The sequence below is a fragment of the Paraburkholderia sp. PREW-6R genome, assembly GCF_039621805.1.
GTDB lineage: Bacteria > Pseudomonadota > Gammaproteobacteria > Burkholderiales > Burkholderiaceae > Paraburkholderia.
On sequence record NZ_CP155074.1, the window covers coordinates 1582754 to 1597603 of the forward strand.

The following is a 14850-nucleotide window of genomic DNA, read 5'->3' on the forward strand; positions in this document are numbered from 1 at the left end:
CACATGAGGCTCGCGAGCAGCATGAGGCCGCGCCGCCGCTCAATCCAGCGCCAGCCGACCTGCCAGTGCCGTCAACGTGTCGGCGCAAGGCGCCGCGAGTTTCAGCGACAACATCGGATCCGCGCGCGTGCGCCCCAGATTGATTGCGGCGACAGGCTTGCCCTGCTTCTGCGCCCATACGCAGAAGCGATAGCCCGAGTACACCATCAGCGACGAACCGACCACGAGCACCGCGTCGGCCGCGTCGAGTGCGTGCGATGCCGCTTCCACGCGCTCGCGCGGCACGCTTTCGCCGAAAAACACCACCGCCGGCTTCAGCAGTCCGCCGCAATTCGAGCAGGCGGGAACGCGAAACGTCTCGAGAGCGTGCCATTCGAGATGCGCGTCGCCGTCCGCAGCGGTTTCGGCGGTGACGTCAAGCAGCGCCGGGTTATCGGCTTCGAGCGTGCGCTGGATCGTCGCGCGTGCGTGCTGCATGCCGCAGTCGAGGCAGGTCACGCCGCCTATGCCGCCATGCAGTTCGATCACGTCGTGACTGCCCGCGCGTTGATGCAAACCGTCGACGTTTTGCGTAATCAGCGTGGGCACGTGGCCCGCAGTCTGAAGGCGCGCCAGCGCAGTATGCGCGGCGTTCGGCTGCGCCTGCGCGACGACCGGCCAGCCGACCATGCTGCGCGCCCAGTAGCGCCGGCGCATCGCCTCGGTGCCGAGAAATTCCTGCAGCGTGATGGGCGGCGAACGCTTCCAGTCGCCGTTGTCGTCGCGATAACCTGGAATGCCGGAGTCCGTGCTGATGCCAGCGCCCGTCAGCACGAACAGACGCGGGTAACGCCGCACGAAGTCATGCAGATCGTCGAGCGTATGCGTAGCGATCGACGGGGTGTCGGTGAGCGTGATGGATTCGGTCGGCAGAGGCTGAAGGTCGGTCATGACGGGGCGTGATGTTGGGCGGCCACCTCGGTGCGCTTCCGTGCGTGAAGCGTGCTAGCGCGGCGCGCGTTTCCGTGCGGGCGACGGCGGTGGCGCGTCGCGCTTGTGGCGCGACGCTCGCTCATGGCGCGCCTGCCATTCGGCCAGCGCGGTCCGATAGCGGTCGAGCGCTTCGTCGTAGCGGTCGAACACGCACGGATGGCAGCCACTGTGACAACAGTCGTCGAGATCAGGCTGCAAGGGCGGCACGGGCGGCGGATCGTCCTGACGTGTGGCGCGAGGCACGGTGAATCGTTATCCGGTGGGCAGGAACAGTCAGTATAAGTTGATCTCGCGCACCGCGTGAGCGCGCGGCGCGCGGCATTCGCCAGTTGAGGACCGCCTAGCCTCGCCCGACGAACGGCATCTTGCTAGCCATGATCGTCATGAACTGCACGTTTGCCGACAACGGCAGCCCGGCCATATGCAGCACGGCGTCCGCCACGTGCTCGACGTCCATCAGCGGTTCGATAGCGGTCTCGCCGTTGGCCTGCGCAACGCCTCGCGCCATGCGTGCGGCCATCTCGGTCGCCGCATTGCCGATATCGATCTGCCCGCAGACGATGTCGTATTTGCGTCCATCGAGCGAAACGGCTTTGGTCAGGCCGGTAATCGCGTGCTTGGTGGCCGTGTAGGCGATGCTGTTCGGCCGCGGCGCGTGCGCCGAGATCGAACCGTTGTTGATGATGCGGCCGCCTGGGGGCGTTTGCGCTTTCATCAGACCGAATGCCGCCCGCGTGCATAGAAAGACGCCGGTGAGATTGGTGTCGACCACTGCACGCCACTCGTCGATGTCGAGTTCGTCGATGTCGACCGGCGAGCCGTTGCGGCCCGCGTTGTTGAACAGCACATCCAGCCGGCCAAAGCGCTCGCGGATCGTGTCGAATAATCGGGCGACGCCGGCGGCGTCGGTGACGTCGCACGCAACGGCGAGCGCGTCGCCGCCAAGATGCTGCGCTTCCTGCACGACTGCATCGAGTTGCGCCTCACGGCGTCCGGCCAGCACGACGCTATAGCCATGCTCCAGCATCTTGAGCGCACACGCCCGACCGATGCCGCTGCCCGCGCCCGTCACTAGCGCCACTTTTTTCCTGGTTCCTGTTTCTGCCACAGCGCGTCTCCCTGTTTTGCGTTGAGCCACCGACTGGCCCAGTGGTTCTCACACCATACAACAGCAGCCCACTCGCGACAAAGTGCGAAGCGCGCTGGCGGACAGCGCGCTCATTGCGCTCATAACGCTCATAACGCTCATGGCGCTCATGGCGCTCATGGCGCTCATGGCGCTCGTGGCTCGCTGCGCCAGCGGGCGTCGAGCCGCGCATCAATGGTATCGTTCGCAGTTGCGCGTCGTGCGCATGAACAACGCCTTCCCAGGACGGAGGAAGGAAGACAGGATGCAACGCTTGATAAACGACCTTTCCACACCGCCCCAACGCGTGACGGCGGATTCGCCCCGCCGCTGGCCGCACACCGGTTATCCGGCGATGCTGACCGGCACCGCCGCGTGGCACGCGATCGTGCTGGCGAGCTGGCTGTGCGTGCCCAGCGCGTGGCCGTGGTGGCTTGCCGCGATCTTCGCGAACCACGCCATTTTCACGGTCGCGGGACTGCTGCCACGCACGACACTGCTCGGTCCGAACTGGACACGCCTGCCGGCCCACCCGCGCAATGCCGACGCGATCGCACTGACTATCGACGACGGTCCCGATCCAGCCGTTACGCCACAACTACTCGATCTGCTCGACGCATTCCAGGTGCGCGCCACGTTTTTCTGCATCGGCGAGAAAGTGCAGCGCCATCCAGAACTTGCACGCGAGATCGTCAAACGTGGACACGCGCTGGAGAACCACTCTCAGATCCATGTCCACACATTTTCGGTGACACTGCCGGGCGCGCTCGCGCGTGAGATCGACACCGCGCAACGCACGCTCGAAGACATAAGCGGCGAGCGGCCCCTGTTCTTCCGCGCGCCCGCAGGACTGCGCAACCTCTTTCTCGAACCCGTGCTGCGCAGACTGGACCTGCGACTCGCCGCCTGGACCCGGCGCGGCTACGACACTCGTGAACGCGATCCCCATGTTGTGACAAAGCGTCTGCTCGACGGCCTCGCGCCACGCGATATCCTGCTGCTGCACGACGGCAATGCCGCGCGTACCGTCGAAGGCAAGCCGCTGATTCTTGCAGTCCTGCCACGCGTAATCGATGCCGCCCGGCGCCGGCACTTGCGCTTTGTCACGCTGCGCGACGCGCGCGCCGACGAATGACGGGCTAGTGCAGCCGCCGCGCTCACGTCTGTCTGCCTAGATGCGGAAGTCTGCGGCCATGTCTTCGTCCGTGCGCGCTTCCAGTTGGCCGCTTCGGCAGGCCTTCAGGAACACGTCATAGTCGCGCTCCACCTGGTCGGCATACGTCGTGGCGTAACCGGTCAGCGCTTCCGCGAACTGATCGCCACGACCGATATATGCGCTGACTTCGATCGCCTGGCCGCTCGCTTTAGCATGCGCGCGCGCCATGATCCAGCCGCATAGCCGGGCATAGCCTTCCAGCAGATCGACGTCGAATAGTTCGATATTCGCCGACAGCTTCATATCGCGTAACTGGCGGAAGTAAAAATGGCGCCCCTGCGGCCCCGTTGCCCAGCCGAGAAAAATATCGCTCGCGGCCTGCAACACGCGCTGACCTTGCACCACCCGTTCGCCTTGATGTTCGACGCCGAGCGATTTGTAGTACCTCGCAATCACGGACTGCCGCGCTTCCTTGAGTTGCAGAAAGAGCGGTTTGCCCATGTGATCGACACTCAGCACCACCATGCAACGCGTGCCCACACTACCCACTCCTACCACCTTGAACACGAGATCGTGCACGGTGAAATGGCTGAGCAATTCGCGCCGGTCAGGTGACAACGTTTGCAGATATTCGGCCTGCATACGTTCGAACGTCGTGCGCCAGTTGGCAGACCGGTAGATCTCCGTCTCTTCGGGGGTGAACAGCGTGTTCGAGCCGAGCACGTGAAAAAGCGCCGGCGGCGCGTCGCGGATCGTCCAGTGCGCGCCGTCGCGTTCGGCCATTTTCTCCAGCAGGCTTTCGTGCGTACGGCTCGCGGCCTTTTCCATACCTCGCCGCACCGCGCGGCGCCGCTCGGGCGTGAGTGCCGTGTCAGCCATGCGGTCGAACGTGATGCGGTCGTACCAGAGTTCGAGCGCGCTGCATTGCGCGTACTGGTGCATCCGGTCGCGGTACTGGTTGACGGCGGTCATGACCAGATGCTCGGCTGTGCCACGGCTCAGGCGCATGTGCCGCGCGGCCACGACCAGACTCGCGGTCAGCCGCTTCAGGTCCCATTCGAATGGACCTACTGCCACTTCATCGAAATCGTTCAGGTCGAATACGAGTTGACGCTCCGGTGTTGCGAAGCCGCCGAAGTTCATCAGATGGCCGTCGCCGCAAATCGGCATGGCGAGGCCGGAATCGTGAACCCTGCTCAGGTCGTGCGCCTGAATAATGGCCGTACCGCGAAAGAATGTGAACGGCGACGCCGCCATGCGCCCATAACGCAGCGGCACGAGGTTCTGCACGCGACCCTCGCTGCTTTGCCTGAGTAATTCGACCGGATCGCGGTACAGGTCACCAACGAGGCGATGACTCGACCGTTTCGAGCGCTCACGGGCAGCACGGCCACGGGCTTCACGTTCTGCGATGGTGCTCGTTTTCATAACCGTCTCCACGTTCGCATGCTGCCTCTCAGGTTGGATGACTGGCGTGGTTCACTGGATTATTCGCGTTGGGCAAACGGCATTCAGCCAGTGCCATTACCGCTGGACGTCCAGCACCGTTTTAAACCTTGCTGCGACCACGCTTTGGGTCAGCGTTTCGCAGCGGCGGCGGGTCGTCAGAAAGCGGTTTGCCATGCTAGCAGACGGATCAGTACAAATGGTGTTGCATCAGTTTTGCGTTTTATTGATGACGACACGCGTGAACATCGCCACCCGAACACGCCTGGAAAAGCCCACAAGAGCCAAATCCGGACAAAACTACCGATCTCGCGGCGGAAAAACTAACCGAATGGTGAATTTTTTCTCTTTTGTCGCGCGCGGCTCTTCAGCAAGCGGGTTTTGCGCCGTTTACCTGTTCATAGAAAACTTTTGTGCTGCATGCAGAACACGCGAGACAGGCGTCGTTATGCCTACCGATGCGGCGCGCAAGACGAAACGGAGAGAGTATGTTTGTCGCAATCGGCTGGGTTGTGGTCATCGCGTCTGTGATTGGCAGTTTCGTCGGCGTGGGCGGGCATTTGCCCGCGCTTGTGCAACCGTTCGAACTGCTGTGCATTTTCGGCGCGGCCATTGGCGCGTTCGTCGTGAGCAATCCGACTTCGACGCTGAAGAAAACCCTCAAGGCGCTTCCGACGTGCTTCAAGGGCGGCGGCTACACGAAAGAGAAGTATCTGGAACTCATCGCGCTGCTCTATGAACTGCTTCAGAAAGCGCGTAAGGAAGGCATGATGTCGCTTGAAGCCGACGTCTCCGCGCCGGAAGAAAGCGTGATTTTCCAGAAGTACTCGCACGTGCTGAAGGACCATCATCTGCTCGACTTCATTGTCGACTATCTGCGCATGATGTCCGGCGGCAACGTGAACGTGCTCGAGGTTCAGGACCTGATGGACGAGGAACTGGCCACGCATCACGCCGAATCGTCGGTGGCGGCGAACGCGATCCAGAAGATGGCCGACGGCTTGCCCGCTTTCGGGATCGTCGCGGCCGTAATGGGCGTGGTGCATACGATGGGTTCGGTCGGCGCGCCGCCCGCCGTGCTCGGCGAAATGATCGCCGGCGCACTGGTGGGCACGTTCCTGGGCATTCTGCTCGCGTATGGCTTTATCGGCCCCGTCGCCGATCTGCTCAATGCAAAGGGTCGAGCTGAAGCCAAGCCCTATCAGTGCGTGAAGGCCGTGCTGCTCGCATCGCTGTCGGGCTACGCGCCGCCGATCGCTGTCGAATTCGGCCGCAAGGTGCTGTTCACCGCGGATCGTCCGAGCTTCCAGGAGCTGGACGACGCCGTGCGCGCCACCAAGATGCCGAAGTCGGCCTGACGGAGGGCACAATGGCCGAGAGAAGATCGCGCGGATCGCAGGAAGTGGAGACGCCCGCACCAGTGATCGTGCGCCGCTCGAAAAAGGGCGGCGATCACGATGGCCATCACGGCGGCGCCTGGAAGATCGCGTATGCCGACTTCGTCACCGCGATGATGGCGTTTTTCCTGCTCATGTGGCTGCTGGGCTCCACGTCGAAATACGACAAGCAGGGCATCGAGGATTATTTCAACACCCCGCTGTCGAGCCTGCTCGGCGGCAACGAAGGCACCGCGGCCGCGCGGCCGAGCGTGGTGCAAGGCGGCGGCCGCGACATTTCGGACACACGTCCCGGCGACGGCAAGAAGAGCCAGGTGCAACCAGCGCCGCCTACTCCGGCGCAGCCCACGATTACGCCGTCGGACATGGGCAAACTGCAACAACTGAAGGCAAAGCTCACCGCGCTGATCGAACAGAATCCCGCACTCAAGGCGTTCAAGGACCAGATCCGGATTTCGATCACGAACGAAGGCTTGCGCATCGAGGTCGTCGATTCGCAGAATCGCCCGATGTTCCCGTCGGGCAGTTCGAAGTTGCAGCCCTATGCGGTCACGATCCTCACGCAGATCGGCGCGGCGCTCAACGACGTGGAGAACCGCGTGTCGATTGCCGGGCATACGGACGCAGTGCCGTTCACCGCCGGCCCGGAAGGTTACTCGAACTGGGAATTGTCGTCGGAACGCGCGAACGCCGCGCGCCGTGCACTCGTGTCGGGCGGCATGCATGCGGAAAAGGTGTTGCAGGTGCGAGGTCTGGCCGACGTGTTGCCGCTGAACAGCAATGTCGTCGACGAACCGACGAATCGGCGGATCAGCATTCTGGTGCTGAACAAGGCCGCGGAACAGGCCTTTTTCCACGACGGCGGCCGGACCGCGATCGATGAAAATTCGCCTGCCAGCGCCGCGATTCCTGCGGCGGTCAGCCGCCTGCAACCGGTCGCCGGCTCGCACAGCCAGCCTTAACCCTCTCGCCCTGGCGCAGAGGCCGCCCCACGGAAGCGGCCGACGATTTCATCCACCCGACTGCAAAGCCAGGCGGGTCTGGTTAGAATCGTCGGCATGCGCCCTCCTCACCCGCCGCAGCCAAAGCCTGAGCTTCCGCTACCGACGCCAGGCGTTCCCTCCGTCACGCTGGCCGCGATCATCGCCGTCATCGCGTGGATCGCGATCGTCGCGCAAACCGATCTGACAATCGACCGTACCCTGGCTCGCGGGCTGACCGTGTTCGACGGCTTGGCTCGCATGAGCAGTTACTTGACCAATCTCACGGTGCTCGCCTGCGCGGTTTGCTTCACCTGCGTGGCATTGCGCGGACGCGCGCCGATCGTGCGTTTTTTCCGGCAGCCGACGGTGGTTACCGCGGTCGTCGTGTACATGGTATTCGTGGGACTCGCGTATAACCTGCTGCTGCGCGGATTATGGACGCCCACCGCATTCCGGCTGCTGCTCAACGAATCGCTGCACAGCGTGCTGCCCATGCTCGCCGCGCTGTACTGGGTGCTGTTCGTGCCGCGCTTTCATCTGCGCATTCGGCACTGTCTGCTGTGGCTGATCTATCCGGTCGCTTACCTCGTCGTCACGTTCTGGCGCGGCAGTCTGTCCGACTTCTACCCGTACCCTTTCATCGACGTGGACATGCTGGGTCTGCGCCACGTGATCGTCAACGCCGCGTTGCTGTTCGGCGGCTTCCTGATGTTGCTGGCTGTCTTCGTGGGAATCAATCACCGTCGCCGCAACTAGACGACCACTTCCGATGCTGTTCGGCATGACTCGCTCGGGCGCGCTTCTTGCGCTCTTTGCCTAGGCCTGTTTGGCAGACGTAAGCTGCCCCGACGGGCAGCGTGCGCGACCCCCGGTGTGACGAAAGCGATCGCCACTACGTCACACGTAAATATGACAACAGGAGCAAGCATATGGACACCAACTCAGCAGAAGGCGCAGTCAAGGAAGTGACCGGCAAGGTACAAGGCGCGGTAGGCGACGTGCTCGGCGACACCGGTACCCAAATGGCCGGCAAGGCCAAGGAATTGAGCGGCAAGGCTCAGCAGCTCGCGGCCAACACGACGAATCTCGTACGCGACACGACGGCTGAAAGCCCGTTCGCCACGATCGCAGTGGTCGCCCTTGCCGGTTTCGTTGCAGGCGCGCTGTGGTCGCGCGGCGGATCGGATCGCGACTATCGCCGTTAAGCATTGGCTTTAAAAACCGCTGCCCACCGGGCGTTTCATGACAAGCGAACGTCCCGGGCAGCGATGTTTATTTCAATCTGCGCACCGATCAGACTGGTTCAACCGTTCGCTACGCTAACTGCTCTTCTTGCGGCGTGATGCACCCATTTCCAGCTCGATCCACGTCGGCGCATGATCGCTCGCGTGCGGTTCGCCGCGCACCCAACGATCGACGCCCGCATCGCGCAACCGCGGCGCCAGGTCCGCGCTCAGCAGCAGATGGTCGATACGTAAGCCCGAATTCGTTTCCCAGTGCCGGCGAAAGTAATCCCAGAACGTATAAATGCGCTCGTCGCCGAAATGAGTACGCAGCGAATCGGTCCAGCCCTGCGCGAGCAGACGCTGATAGCGCTCGCGAGTTTCGGGTTGCAGCAACGCGTCCTTTAGCCAGGACCGCGTGTTGTAGATATCCTCGTCGGTCGGTATCACATTGAAGTCGCCTGCGATGACCACCGGATGTCCGCTTTTGAAAAGCTTCGCGGCATGCGCGATGAAATGGTCGAACCATTCGAGCTTGTAGTCGAACTTGGGGCCCGGCTGCGGGTTGCCGTTAGGCAGATACAGGCAACACACCAGCACGCCGCCTACCGCGGCCTCCAGATAACGGCTTTGCGTATCCTTTTCGAAACCGGGCAGTCCACGGCGGCTCTCGAGCGGCGGCTCGCCCTTTGACAGAATCGCCACGCCGTTCCACGCGCTTTGTCCCTGCCAGATCGCGCCGTAACCTGCTTCGCGAAGTGCGTCGACGGGAAACGCGCTGTCTACCGCCTTCAGTTCCTGCAGGCAGACAATGTCCGGCGACTCACGTTCGAGCCATTGCAACAGCGCATTCAAACGCGATTTAATGCCGTTGATATTGAAAGTGGCAATGCGAAGCCTGGACACTGAAAATCCTCCTTGCAAAGCAGTTCATTTCAATGCCTCGTCGCACCACTCTACTGCCCAGGAGCGTGCGCATGAGATGGCATCAGCCTCGTTTGGAAAGGAGTCGATGTCGCCCGAATCATGTGACTGCACATGTTCGTGTTTGCGCGGAATGCGAGTAATTCTGGCCCTCGCGTAATAGACGCCTTCGTCCGCGTGACGTGCGCGGCAATCGATATGAAAGTGCCTGTAATCGAACTGCATTGGCTCTCCTTCTAGATGCGCCGCTTGAACGAACCGGCGCCGCCATGAGGTCGCCACGACTCAACATGGCAGCAACATGGCTGACGGCTGTCCGTAGCATGACCTATTCCTGGCAAACGCTAGTTTCGCTCGCAATGTGGATATTAACCGACGTACAGTAGTCGAATTGTTCAACGCCGGTTCCGATGCTTCTGCACGCCTCGCGCTGTGCAGCGTGCTTGATTGAATTAACGTTGCGCGTGCAACGGCATTGAAATTGCTGCAACGCTTACTTATGGCGCGACGCTTCGGATGCCGACGCATCGCAACGCCTGCATTGACCTTTCAATGGAGTCAACCGAACGTCATGTCCATCCAGAAAGAAGCTCAAGATTCCGGCGACGAGACCGTCGCCACCCCACGCCAGCCTTCACGTCGACGTTTCCTGCAGTCCGCTGCCGCTGCCGCTACGGTGGGCGCCGCGCCCCATCTGCAGGCGCAGGCACAGACCCCCCAGGCACCGCCCGCTTCCCCGGCACAGGCCGCACCGCCGCGCCCGGTTACGCTGACTGTGAACGGACGTGCCTACACGCTGCAACTCGAACCGCGCGTGACATTGCTCGACGCATTGCGCGAATACGCCGGGCTCATGGGCACCAAGAAGGGCTGCGACCGCGGGCAGTGCGGCGCCTGCACCGTGCTCGCCAACGGGCGGCGCATCAATGCATGCCTGACGCTTGCCGTGATGCACGAAGGCGAGGACATCACCACCGTGGAAGGGCTCGCCAGCAACGGCACGTTGAGTCCCATGCAGCGCGCGTTCATCGAACACGATGCGTTTCAGTGCGGCTACTGCACGCCGGGGCAGTTGTGTTCCGCGACTGCCCTGCTGAGCGAGTTCCGCAACGGCACCGCGAGCGTCGTGACGGCCGACGTGCGCACCCGCCCTGCCCAACTATCCGACGACGAAATTCGCGAGCGCATGAGCGGCAACATCTGCCGCTGCGGCGCGTACGCCAACATCGTTGCCGCCGTGCGCGCCGTGCATGACGGCGGCGGGGTTCAAACGGGTGCGGCCGCAGGTGCGGCCGCAGGCGCGGGTTCGGGCGCGGCTACAAGTGCGGCTGCAAGTGCGGCTGCAAGTGCGGCTACAAGCGCGGCTGCAAGCGCGGCCGCAGGCGCAGGTGGCCCTGTCGGCGACACCATCAACGGCAACGCCTGACGGAGCGACCAGCATGGATGCGATCTCATACGAACGCGCCGGCGACGTCGCCAGCGCAGTGCGTGCCGCGCAGCAGCCCGGCACGGCGTTTATCGGCGGCGGCACGAATCTGCTCGACCTGATGAAGGGCGGCGTAGCCCGGCCCGTGCGGCTCATCGATATCACGCATATCAACGGACTTGACACGATTTCCACGCTGCCCGACGGCGGCATTCGCATTGGCGCCCTGATGCGTAATAGCGACGCGGCGAATCACGCGCTCGTGCGCGAGCAATACCCGCTGCTCTCACAGGCGTTTCTGTCCGGAGCGTCCGCACAATTGCGCAATATGGCGACTGTCGGCGGCAATCTGTTGCAACGCACCCGCTGCGGCTATTTCTACGACACGGCCTTTACACAGTGCAACAAGCGCGTGCTGGGCAGCGGCTGCGCCGCGCTCGACGGCAACAACCGCACGCATGCGATTCTCGGCGCAAGCCCGCAATGCATCGCCGTCAACCCGTCGGACATGAGTGTGGCACTGGCGGCGCTCGATGCCGTGGTGCGGGTGAGCGGGCCGGCCGGCGAGCGCACGATTGCGCTCGTCGATTTTCACCGGCTTCCCGGCGATCGTCCCGATGTGGACACCACCTTGCAGCCAGGTGAATTGATCACCGCTGTGGACCTGCCGCCGCCGCTCTTCAGCGCGAACTCGCATTATCTCAAAGTGCGTGACCGCGCCAGTTACGCTTTTGCGCTCATCTCGGTGGCCGCCGCGCTGCAAATGGACGGCGAGCGCGTGAAGGTCGCGCGGATCGCATTGGGCGGCGTCGCGCACAAACCCTGGCGCGCGAGCGCAGCGGAACAGATGCTCAACGGACAGCCGCTCACGCAGGCCACGCTGCGCAGCGCGGCAGCCGCCGCGCTACAAGACGCGAGACCGGAGCGCGACAATCGTTTCAAGGTGCAGCTTGCGCAACGCGCAATCGTGCGTGCAGTGAATCAGGCCGCGGGCCGCGCAGGAGGTGTCGCATGAATCTGATCGGACAACCGCTCGACCGGACCGACGGTCTGCTCAAAGTGATCGGCGAAGCACGTTACGCAGCCGAATTTCCCGAGGCGCGTCTCGCGCACGCGGTGCTCGTGACGAGCACGATTGCAAGCGGCACGATCACGTCGATCGATTCGAGCCGCGCACAGGCATTGCCGGGCGTACTGCTCGTGATGACGTATCAGAACGCGCCGCGTCTGCCTAACGGCGGCAAACCCGCGCTCGCGCCGCCCGCGGGCCGCCGCCTGTCGCTGTTGCAGGACAATCAGGTTCACTACAACAACGAGCCGGTCGCGGTCGTGGTCGCCGACACGCTCGAACATGCGACCGACGCCGCGCATCAGTTGCGCATCACGTATCAGAGCAGCATGGCGACGGTGGATTTCGCGCAGGCCAAATCGCATGCCCATGCGCCCGACAAACCACAAGGCCGGCAAACCGACACGCAGCGCGGCAGTTTCGACGACGGCATGCGCGCGGGCATGGTGCATATCGACGAGACGTACACCACGCCGATCGAGCATCACAATCCCATGGAACCGCACGCCACGATGGCGCGTTGGGACGGCCCTCAACTCACGCTGTACGACGCTACGCAAGGCGTCAGCAGCGCGGCGCAGGCAGTCGCGAAAACGCTCGGCATTTCGCCGTCGGACGTACGCGTGATTTCGCCGTTCGTCGGCGGCGGGTTCGGGTGCAAGGGGTCGTCGTGGTCGCATGTGTCGCTGTGCGCCATGGCGGCGAAGCAGACGGGCCGCCCCGTGCGGCTTGCGCTGGAACGTCCGCAGATGTTCGGCCCAGTCGGCGCCCGGCCGCACACGGAGCAGCGCTTCGTGCTGGCTGCGCGGCCGGATGGCACGCTGACCGCGATGCGTCACGACAGCATGTCGAACACTTCGGTGATCGAAGACTGGACCGAGACCTGCTGCATGGTGACGCGCATGCTCTACGCCGTGCCCAATCAGGTGACGACGCACCGCATCGTCCCCCTCAATCTCGGCACGCCGACGTTCATGCGCGCGCCGGGTGAAACCACTGGTTCGTTCGCACTCGAATCGGCGATGGACGAACTTGCGGTCGCGCTGAAGATGGATCCGCTAGCGCTACGCCTGAAGAACTACGCTGACAATGATCCGCAGGAGAACAAACCTTTTTCGGGCAAGTCGCTGCGTGAGTGTTATCAGATAGGCGCCGAAAAATTCGGCTGGTCGCGGCGCAGCAGCGCGCCGCGGTCCATGCGCAACGGCAACACGCTGATCGGTCTGGGCATGGCAACAGCGACCTATCCTGCCAATCGCAGCGAAGCCGGCGCGCTTGCGCGGATCCTGCCGGACGGCACGGCAATGGTTGCGTCGGGCACGCAGGATATCGGCACCGGCACCTATACCGTGATGACCCAGGTCGCCGCCGACGCGCTCGGCTTTGCGCCGGAGAATATCCACTTCGCGCTTGGCGACTCGTCGCTACCGCGGGCGCCGGTGTCGGGCGGCTCGCAATCGGCAGCAAGCGTATCGCCGGCCGTACGGGACGCCGCGACCCAGGCGCGCAACCAGCTGATTGCCCTGGCGCTGGCCGATCAGGCATCGCCTGTCTATGGCGTTCCGGTCGCGGACATCACCGTCGAAAACGGCTGGGTGACGAGCCGCTCGCAACCGTCCAGACGCGACCCGGCGGCGGCGATCATCGCGCGTTCGGGCGGCAAGCCGATCGAGGCCACCGCATCCGTCAAGCCCGGCGATGAGAAGCAGAAGTACTCATTCCACTCGTTCGGCGCGGTGTTCGTGGAGGTGCACGTCGACGCCGACCTCGGCACGATCCGCGTACCGCGCGTGGTCGGCGTGTACGACGTGGGACGCATTCTCAACGAGAAGACCGCGCGGAGCCAGTTGATGGGCGGCATCGTGTGGGGCGTCGGTGCGGCGATGCAGGAGGAGTCCACCGTCGACCTGCGCTATGGCCGCTTCACGAACGCCAACCTCGCCGAATATCACGTGCCCGTGAATGCCGATATCGGTTCGCTCGACATCACCTTTATCGATCGCCCTGATCCGTACATCAACTCGCTCGGCGTGCGCGGGATCGGCGAGATCGGCATTACGGGCGTGTCGGCGGCGATCGCGAATGCGGTCTATCACGCGACCGGCATGCGGGTTCGGGATCTGCCCATCACGCTCGACAAGGTAATGGGCACAATGCAGGTCTGACTGGCGCACGGTTGCACGTGGGCGTTGCTGGACGGCGCCCGCCGCGACACGCGCCAGCGGCTGCATCGCTGCAATGCGGTATGCGCAGCAAATCATCTGACGGCTAAGCAAGTTATGTGGGACGGGCAGCGCCATTTCAGTACATTGGCGCTTGCCTGCGCGAGCGTTGCATCGCACAATCGGTTCATCCCTCATTACCGGTGCTCGCTCATGGCCTATGCCTCGCTTGCTACTGGCGTGCTGCTCGCCGCCGGCTTCGGCTCCCGCTTCGACCCCGATGGTTTGCATAACAAGCTGCTCGCTCACATGCCCGACGGCACGCCGGTCGCCCATGAAGCGGCGCACCGCCTGCTGCGTGTAGTCACTCGGGTGCTGGCCGTGGTGCGCCCGGGTTCGGACGCGCTTGCACGTCTTCTGAACGATGCGGGATGCGACGTGGTGTTTGCGGCGGACGCCGAACGCGGCATGGGCGCGAGTCTCGCCGCAGGCATCGAGGCCAGCGAAGACGCCGAAGGCTGGGTGGTCGCGCTCGCGGACATGCCGCGCATCGCCACGCCCACGATCGAAGCCGTGGCGCGCGTGCTCGACAGCGGCGCTTCTCTGGTCGCTCCTTTCTACCTGGGGCAACGCGGGCATCCGGTCGGCTTTGGCATCGAGCATCGGGACGCGCTGCTGGCGCTCGATGGCGACACGGGTGCACGCGCGCTGTTCAACTCGCAGCGGATCACACGGCTCGATGTCGACGATCCGGGCATCCTGCGCGATGTCGATACGCGGGATGATCTTGAGAATGTTTAGTAGGTCTGTGTCGGCGGGTGAGTTTGGCTGGTATGTCTGGCTGACCAGCATCGGCCCGAATTGATCCTCGGCTTGACCCTGCGGTTGAGCTTACTTGATCGAGACGCAGGTTTGGGTGCATACTGTATATCCATACAGTATTTTGCGTGAACCGCTGGCTCGCTT

The 14850-nt window shown here is 63.4% G+C and carries 14 protein-coding genes and 1 pseudogene; 9 read left to right on the forward strand and 6 right to left on the reverse strand.

The window, feature by feature from the left end; genetic code table 11:
- Nucleotides 1-39: 39 nt before the first annotated feature.
- The 3 genes from AAGS40_RS22240 to AAGS40_RS22250 all read right to left on the reverse strand — a co-directional run bounded on the left by AAGS40_RS22240 (nucleotide 40) and on the right by AAGS40_RS22250 (nucleotide 2080).
- Nucleotides 40-930, reverse strand: coding sequence for an NAD-dependent protein deacetylase (locus AAGS40_RS22240; protein ID WP_345815022.1), 891 nt, complete (start codon nucleotides 928-930; stop codon nucleotides 40-42).
- Between the two features lie 54 nt (nucleotides 931-984).
- Nucleotides 985-1215: an oxidoreductase-like domain-containing protein gene (locus AAGS40_RS22245; protein ID WP_345815024.1), complete on the reverse strand. Its 231-nt coding sequence runs from the start codon at nucleotides 1213-1215 to the stop codon at nucleotides 985-987.
- A 97-nt stretch (nucleotides 1216-1312) separates the two neighbouring features.
- Nucleotides 1313-2080 (reverse strand): SDR family oxidoreductase, encoded by a 768-nt coding sequence (locus tag AAGS40_RS22250; protein ID WP_345815026.1) that lies wholly within the window; start codon nucleotides 2078-2080, stop codon nucleotides 1313-1315.
- A 283-nt stretch (nucleotides 2081-2363) separates the two neighbouring features.
- On the opposite strand from AAGS40_RS22250, the gene AAGS40_RS22255 reads away from it, so the two are divergent.
- A complete protein-coding gene (locus AAGS40_RS22255; protein ID WP_345815027.1) occupies nucleotides 2364-3233 on the forward strand; it encodes a polysaccharide deacetylase family protein in 870 nt (289 codons plus the stop codon).
- 36 nt (nucleotides 3234-3269) lie between these two features.
- On the opposite strand, the gene AAGS40_RS22260 is transcribed toward AAGS40_RS22255, so the two are convergent.
- Nucleotides 3270-4682, reverse strand: coding sequence for a DUF2252 domain-containing protein (locus AAGS40_RS22260; protein WP_345815028.1), 1413 nt, complete (start codon nucleotides 4680-4682; stop codon nucleotides 3270-3272).
- A 506-nt stretch (nucleotides 4683-5188) separates the two neighbouring features.
- Between AAGS40_RS22260 and motA the strand changes: the two genes are divergently transcribed.
- The 4 genes from motA to AAGS40_RS22280 all read left to right on the forward strand — a co-directional run bounded on the left by motA (nucleotide 5189) and on the right by AAGS40_RS22280 (nucleotide 8285).
- Nucleotides 5189-6058: a flagellar motor stator protein MotA gene (motA, locus tag AAGS40_RS22265; RefSeq protein ID WP_345815029.1), complete on the forward strand. Its 870-nt coding sequence runs from the start codon at nucleotides 5189-5191 to the stop codon at nucleotides 6056-6058.
- Nucleotides 6059-6069: 11 nt separating this feature from the next.
- Complete coding sequence (motB, locus tag AAGS40_RS22270) at nucleotides 6070-7059, forward strand: flagellar motor protein MotB (RefSeq protein ID WP_345815031.1); 990 nt, start codon at nucleotides 6070-6072, stop codon at nucleotides 7057-7059.
- 96 nt (nucleotides 7060-7155) lie between these two features.
- The gene (locus AAGS40_RS22275; protein WP_345815033.1) at nucleotides 7156-7836 is read left to right on the forward strand and encodes a Pr6Pr family membrane protein; all 681 of its coding nucleotides are present in this window, start codon (nucleotides 7156-7158) and stop codon (nucleotides 7834-7836) included.
- A gap of 173 nt (nucleotides 7837-8009) precedes the next feature.
- Nucleotides 8010-8285 carry a CsbD family protein gene (locus AAGS40_RS22280; protein ID WP_345815034.1) on the forward strand — a complete coding sequence of 92 codons (276 nt, stop codon included), beginning with the start codon at nucleotides 8010-8012 and terminating at the stop codon, nucleotides 8283-8285.
- Nucleotides 8286-8399: 114 nt separating this feature from the next.
- Here AAGS40_RS22280 and AAGS40_RS22285 read toward each other — a convergent pair whose 3' ends face one another.
- Both AAGS40_RS22285 and AAGS40_RS22290 read right to left on the reverse strand, forming a co-directional pair.
- Complete coding sequence (locus AAGS40_RS22285; protein WP_345815035.1) at nucleotides 8400-9209, reverse strand: exodeoxyribonuclease III; 810 nt, start codon at nucleotides 9207-9209, stop codon at nucleotides 8400-8402.
- Between the two features lie 24 nt (nucleotides 9210-9233).
- The gene (locus AAGS40_RS22290) at nucleotides 9234-9452 is read right to left on the reverse strand and encodes a hypothetical protein (protein WP_345815036.1); all 219 of its coding nucleotides are present in this window, start codon (nucleotides 9450-9452) and stop codon (nucleotides 9234-9236) included.
- Nucleotides 9453-9798: 346 nt separating this feature from the next.
- On the opposite strand from AAGS40_RS22290, the pseudogene AAGS40_RS22295 reads away from it, so the two are divergent.
- The 4 genes and pseudogenes from AAGS40_RS22295 to AAGS40_RS22310 form a co-directional block, all read left to right on the forward strand.
- Nucleotides 9799-10485: pseudogene (locus AAGS40_RS22295) on the forward strand (2Fe-2S iron-sulfur cluster-binding protein); the annotation flags it as partial.
- A gap of 181 nt (nucleotides 10486-10666) precedes the next feature.
- Nucleotides 10667-11668: a xanthine dehydrogenase family protein subunit M gene (locus tag AAGS40_RS22300; RefSeq protein WP_345815037.1), complete on the forward strand. Its 1002-nt coding sequence runs from the start codon at nucleotides 10667-10669 to the stop codon at nucleotides 11666-11668.
- Entirely contained in the window at nucleotides 11665-13887 is a 2223-nt protein-coding gene (locus AAGS40_RS22305) for a xanthine dehydrogenase family protein molybdopterin-binding subunit (protein WP_345815038.1), read from the forward strand. The genes AAGS40_RS22300 and AAGS40_RS22305 overlap by 4 nt, the downstream gene beginning before the upstream one ends.
- 210 nt (nucleotides 13888-14097) lie before the next feature.
- A complete protein-coding gene (locus tag AAGS40_RS22310) occupies nucleotides 14098-14685 on the forward strand; it encodes a nucleotidyltransferase family protein (RefSeq protein ID WP_345815039.1) in 588 nt (195 codons plus the stop codon).
- Nucleotides 14686-14850: the final 165 nt, after the last annotated feature.

Coding starts and splice junctions, on each gene's coding strand:
- AAGS40_RS22240 (WP_345815022.1), bottom strand. CDS start 930: ATGACCGACCTTCAGCCTCTGCCGACCGAATCCATCACGCTCACCGAC.
- AAGS40_RS22255 (WP_345815027.1), top strand. CDS start 2,364: ATGCAACGCTTGATAAACGACCTTTCCACACCGCCCCAACGCGTGACG.
- AAGS40_RS22260 (WP_345815028.1), bottom strand. CDS start 4,682: ATGAAAACGAGCACCATCGCAGAACGTGAAGCCCGTGGCCGTGCTGCC.
- motA (WP_345815029.1), top strand. CDS start 5,189: ATGTTTGTCGCAATCGGCTGGGTTGTGGTCATCGCGTCTGTGATTGGC.
- motB (WP_345815031.1), top strand. CDS start 6,070: ATGGCCGAGAGAAGATCGCGCGGATCGCAGGAAGTGGAGACGCCCGCA.
- AAGS40_RS22275 (WP_345815033.1), top strand. CDS start 7,156: ATGCGCCCTCCTCACCCGCCGCAGCCAAAGCCTGAGCTTCCGCTACCG.
- AAGS40_RS22280 (WP_345815034.1), top strand. CDS start 8,010: ATGGACACCAACTCAGCAGAAGGCGCAGTCAAGGAAGTGACCGGCAAG.
- AAGS40_RS22290 (WP_345815036.1), bottom strand. CDS start 9,452: ATGCAGTTCGATTACAGGCACTTTCATATCGATTGCCGCGCACGTCAC.
- AAGS40_RS22300 (WP_345815037.1), top strand. CDS start 10,667: ATGGATGCGATCTCATACGAACGCGCCGGCGACGTCGCCAGCGCAGTG.
- AAGS40_RS22305 (WP_345815038.1), top strand. CDS start 11,665: ATGAATCTGATCGGACAACCGCTCGACCGGACCGACGGTCTGCTCAAA.
- AAGS40_RS22310 (WP_345815039.1), top strand. CDS start 14,098: ATGGCCTATGCCTCGCTTGCTACTGGCGTGCTGCTCGCCGCCGGCTTC.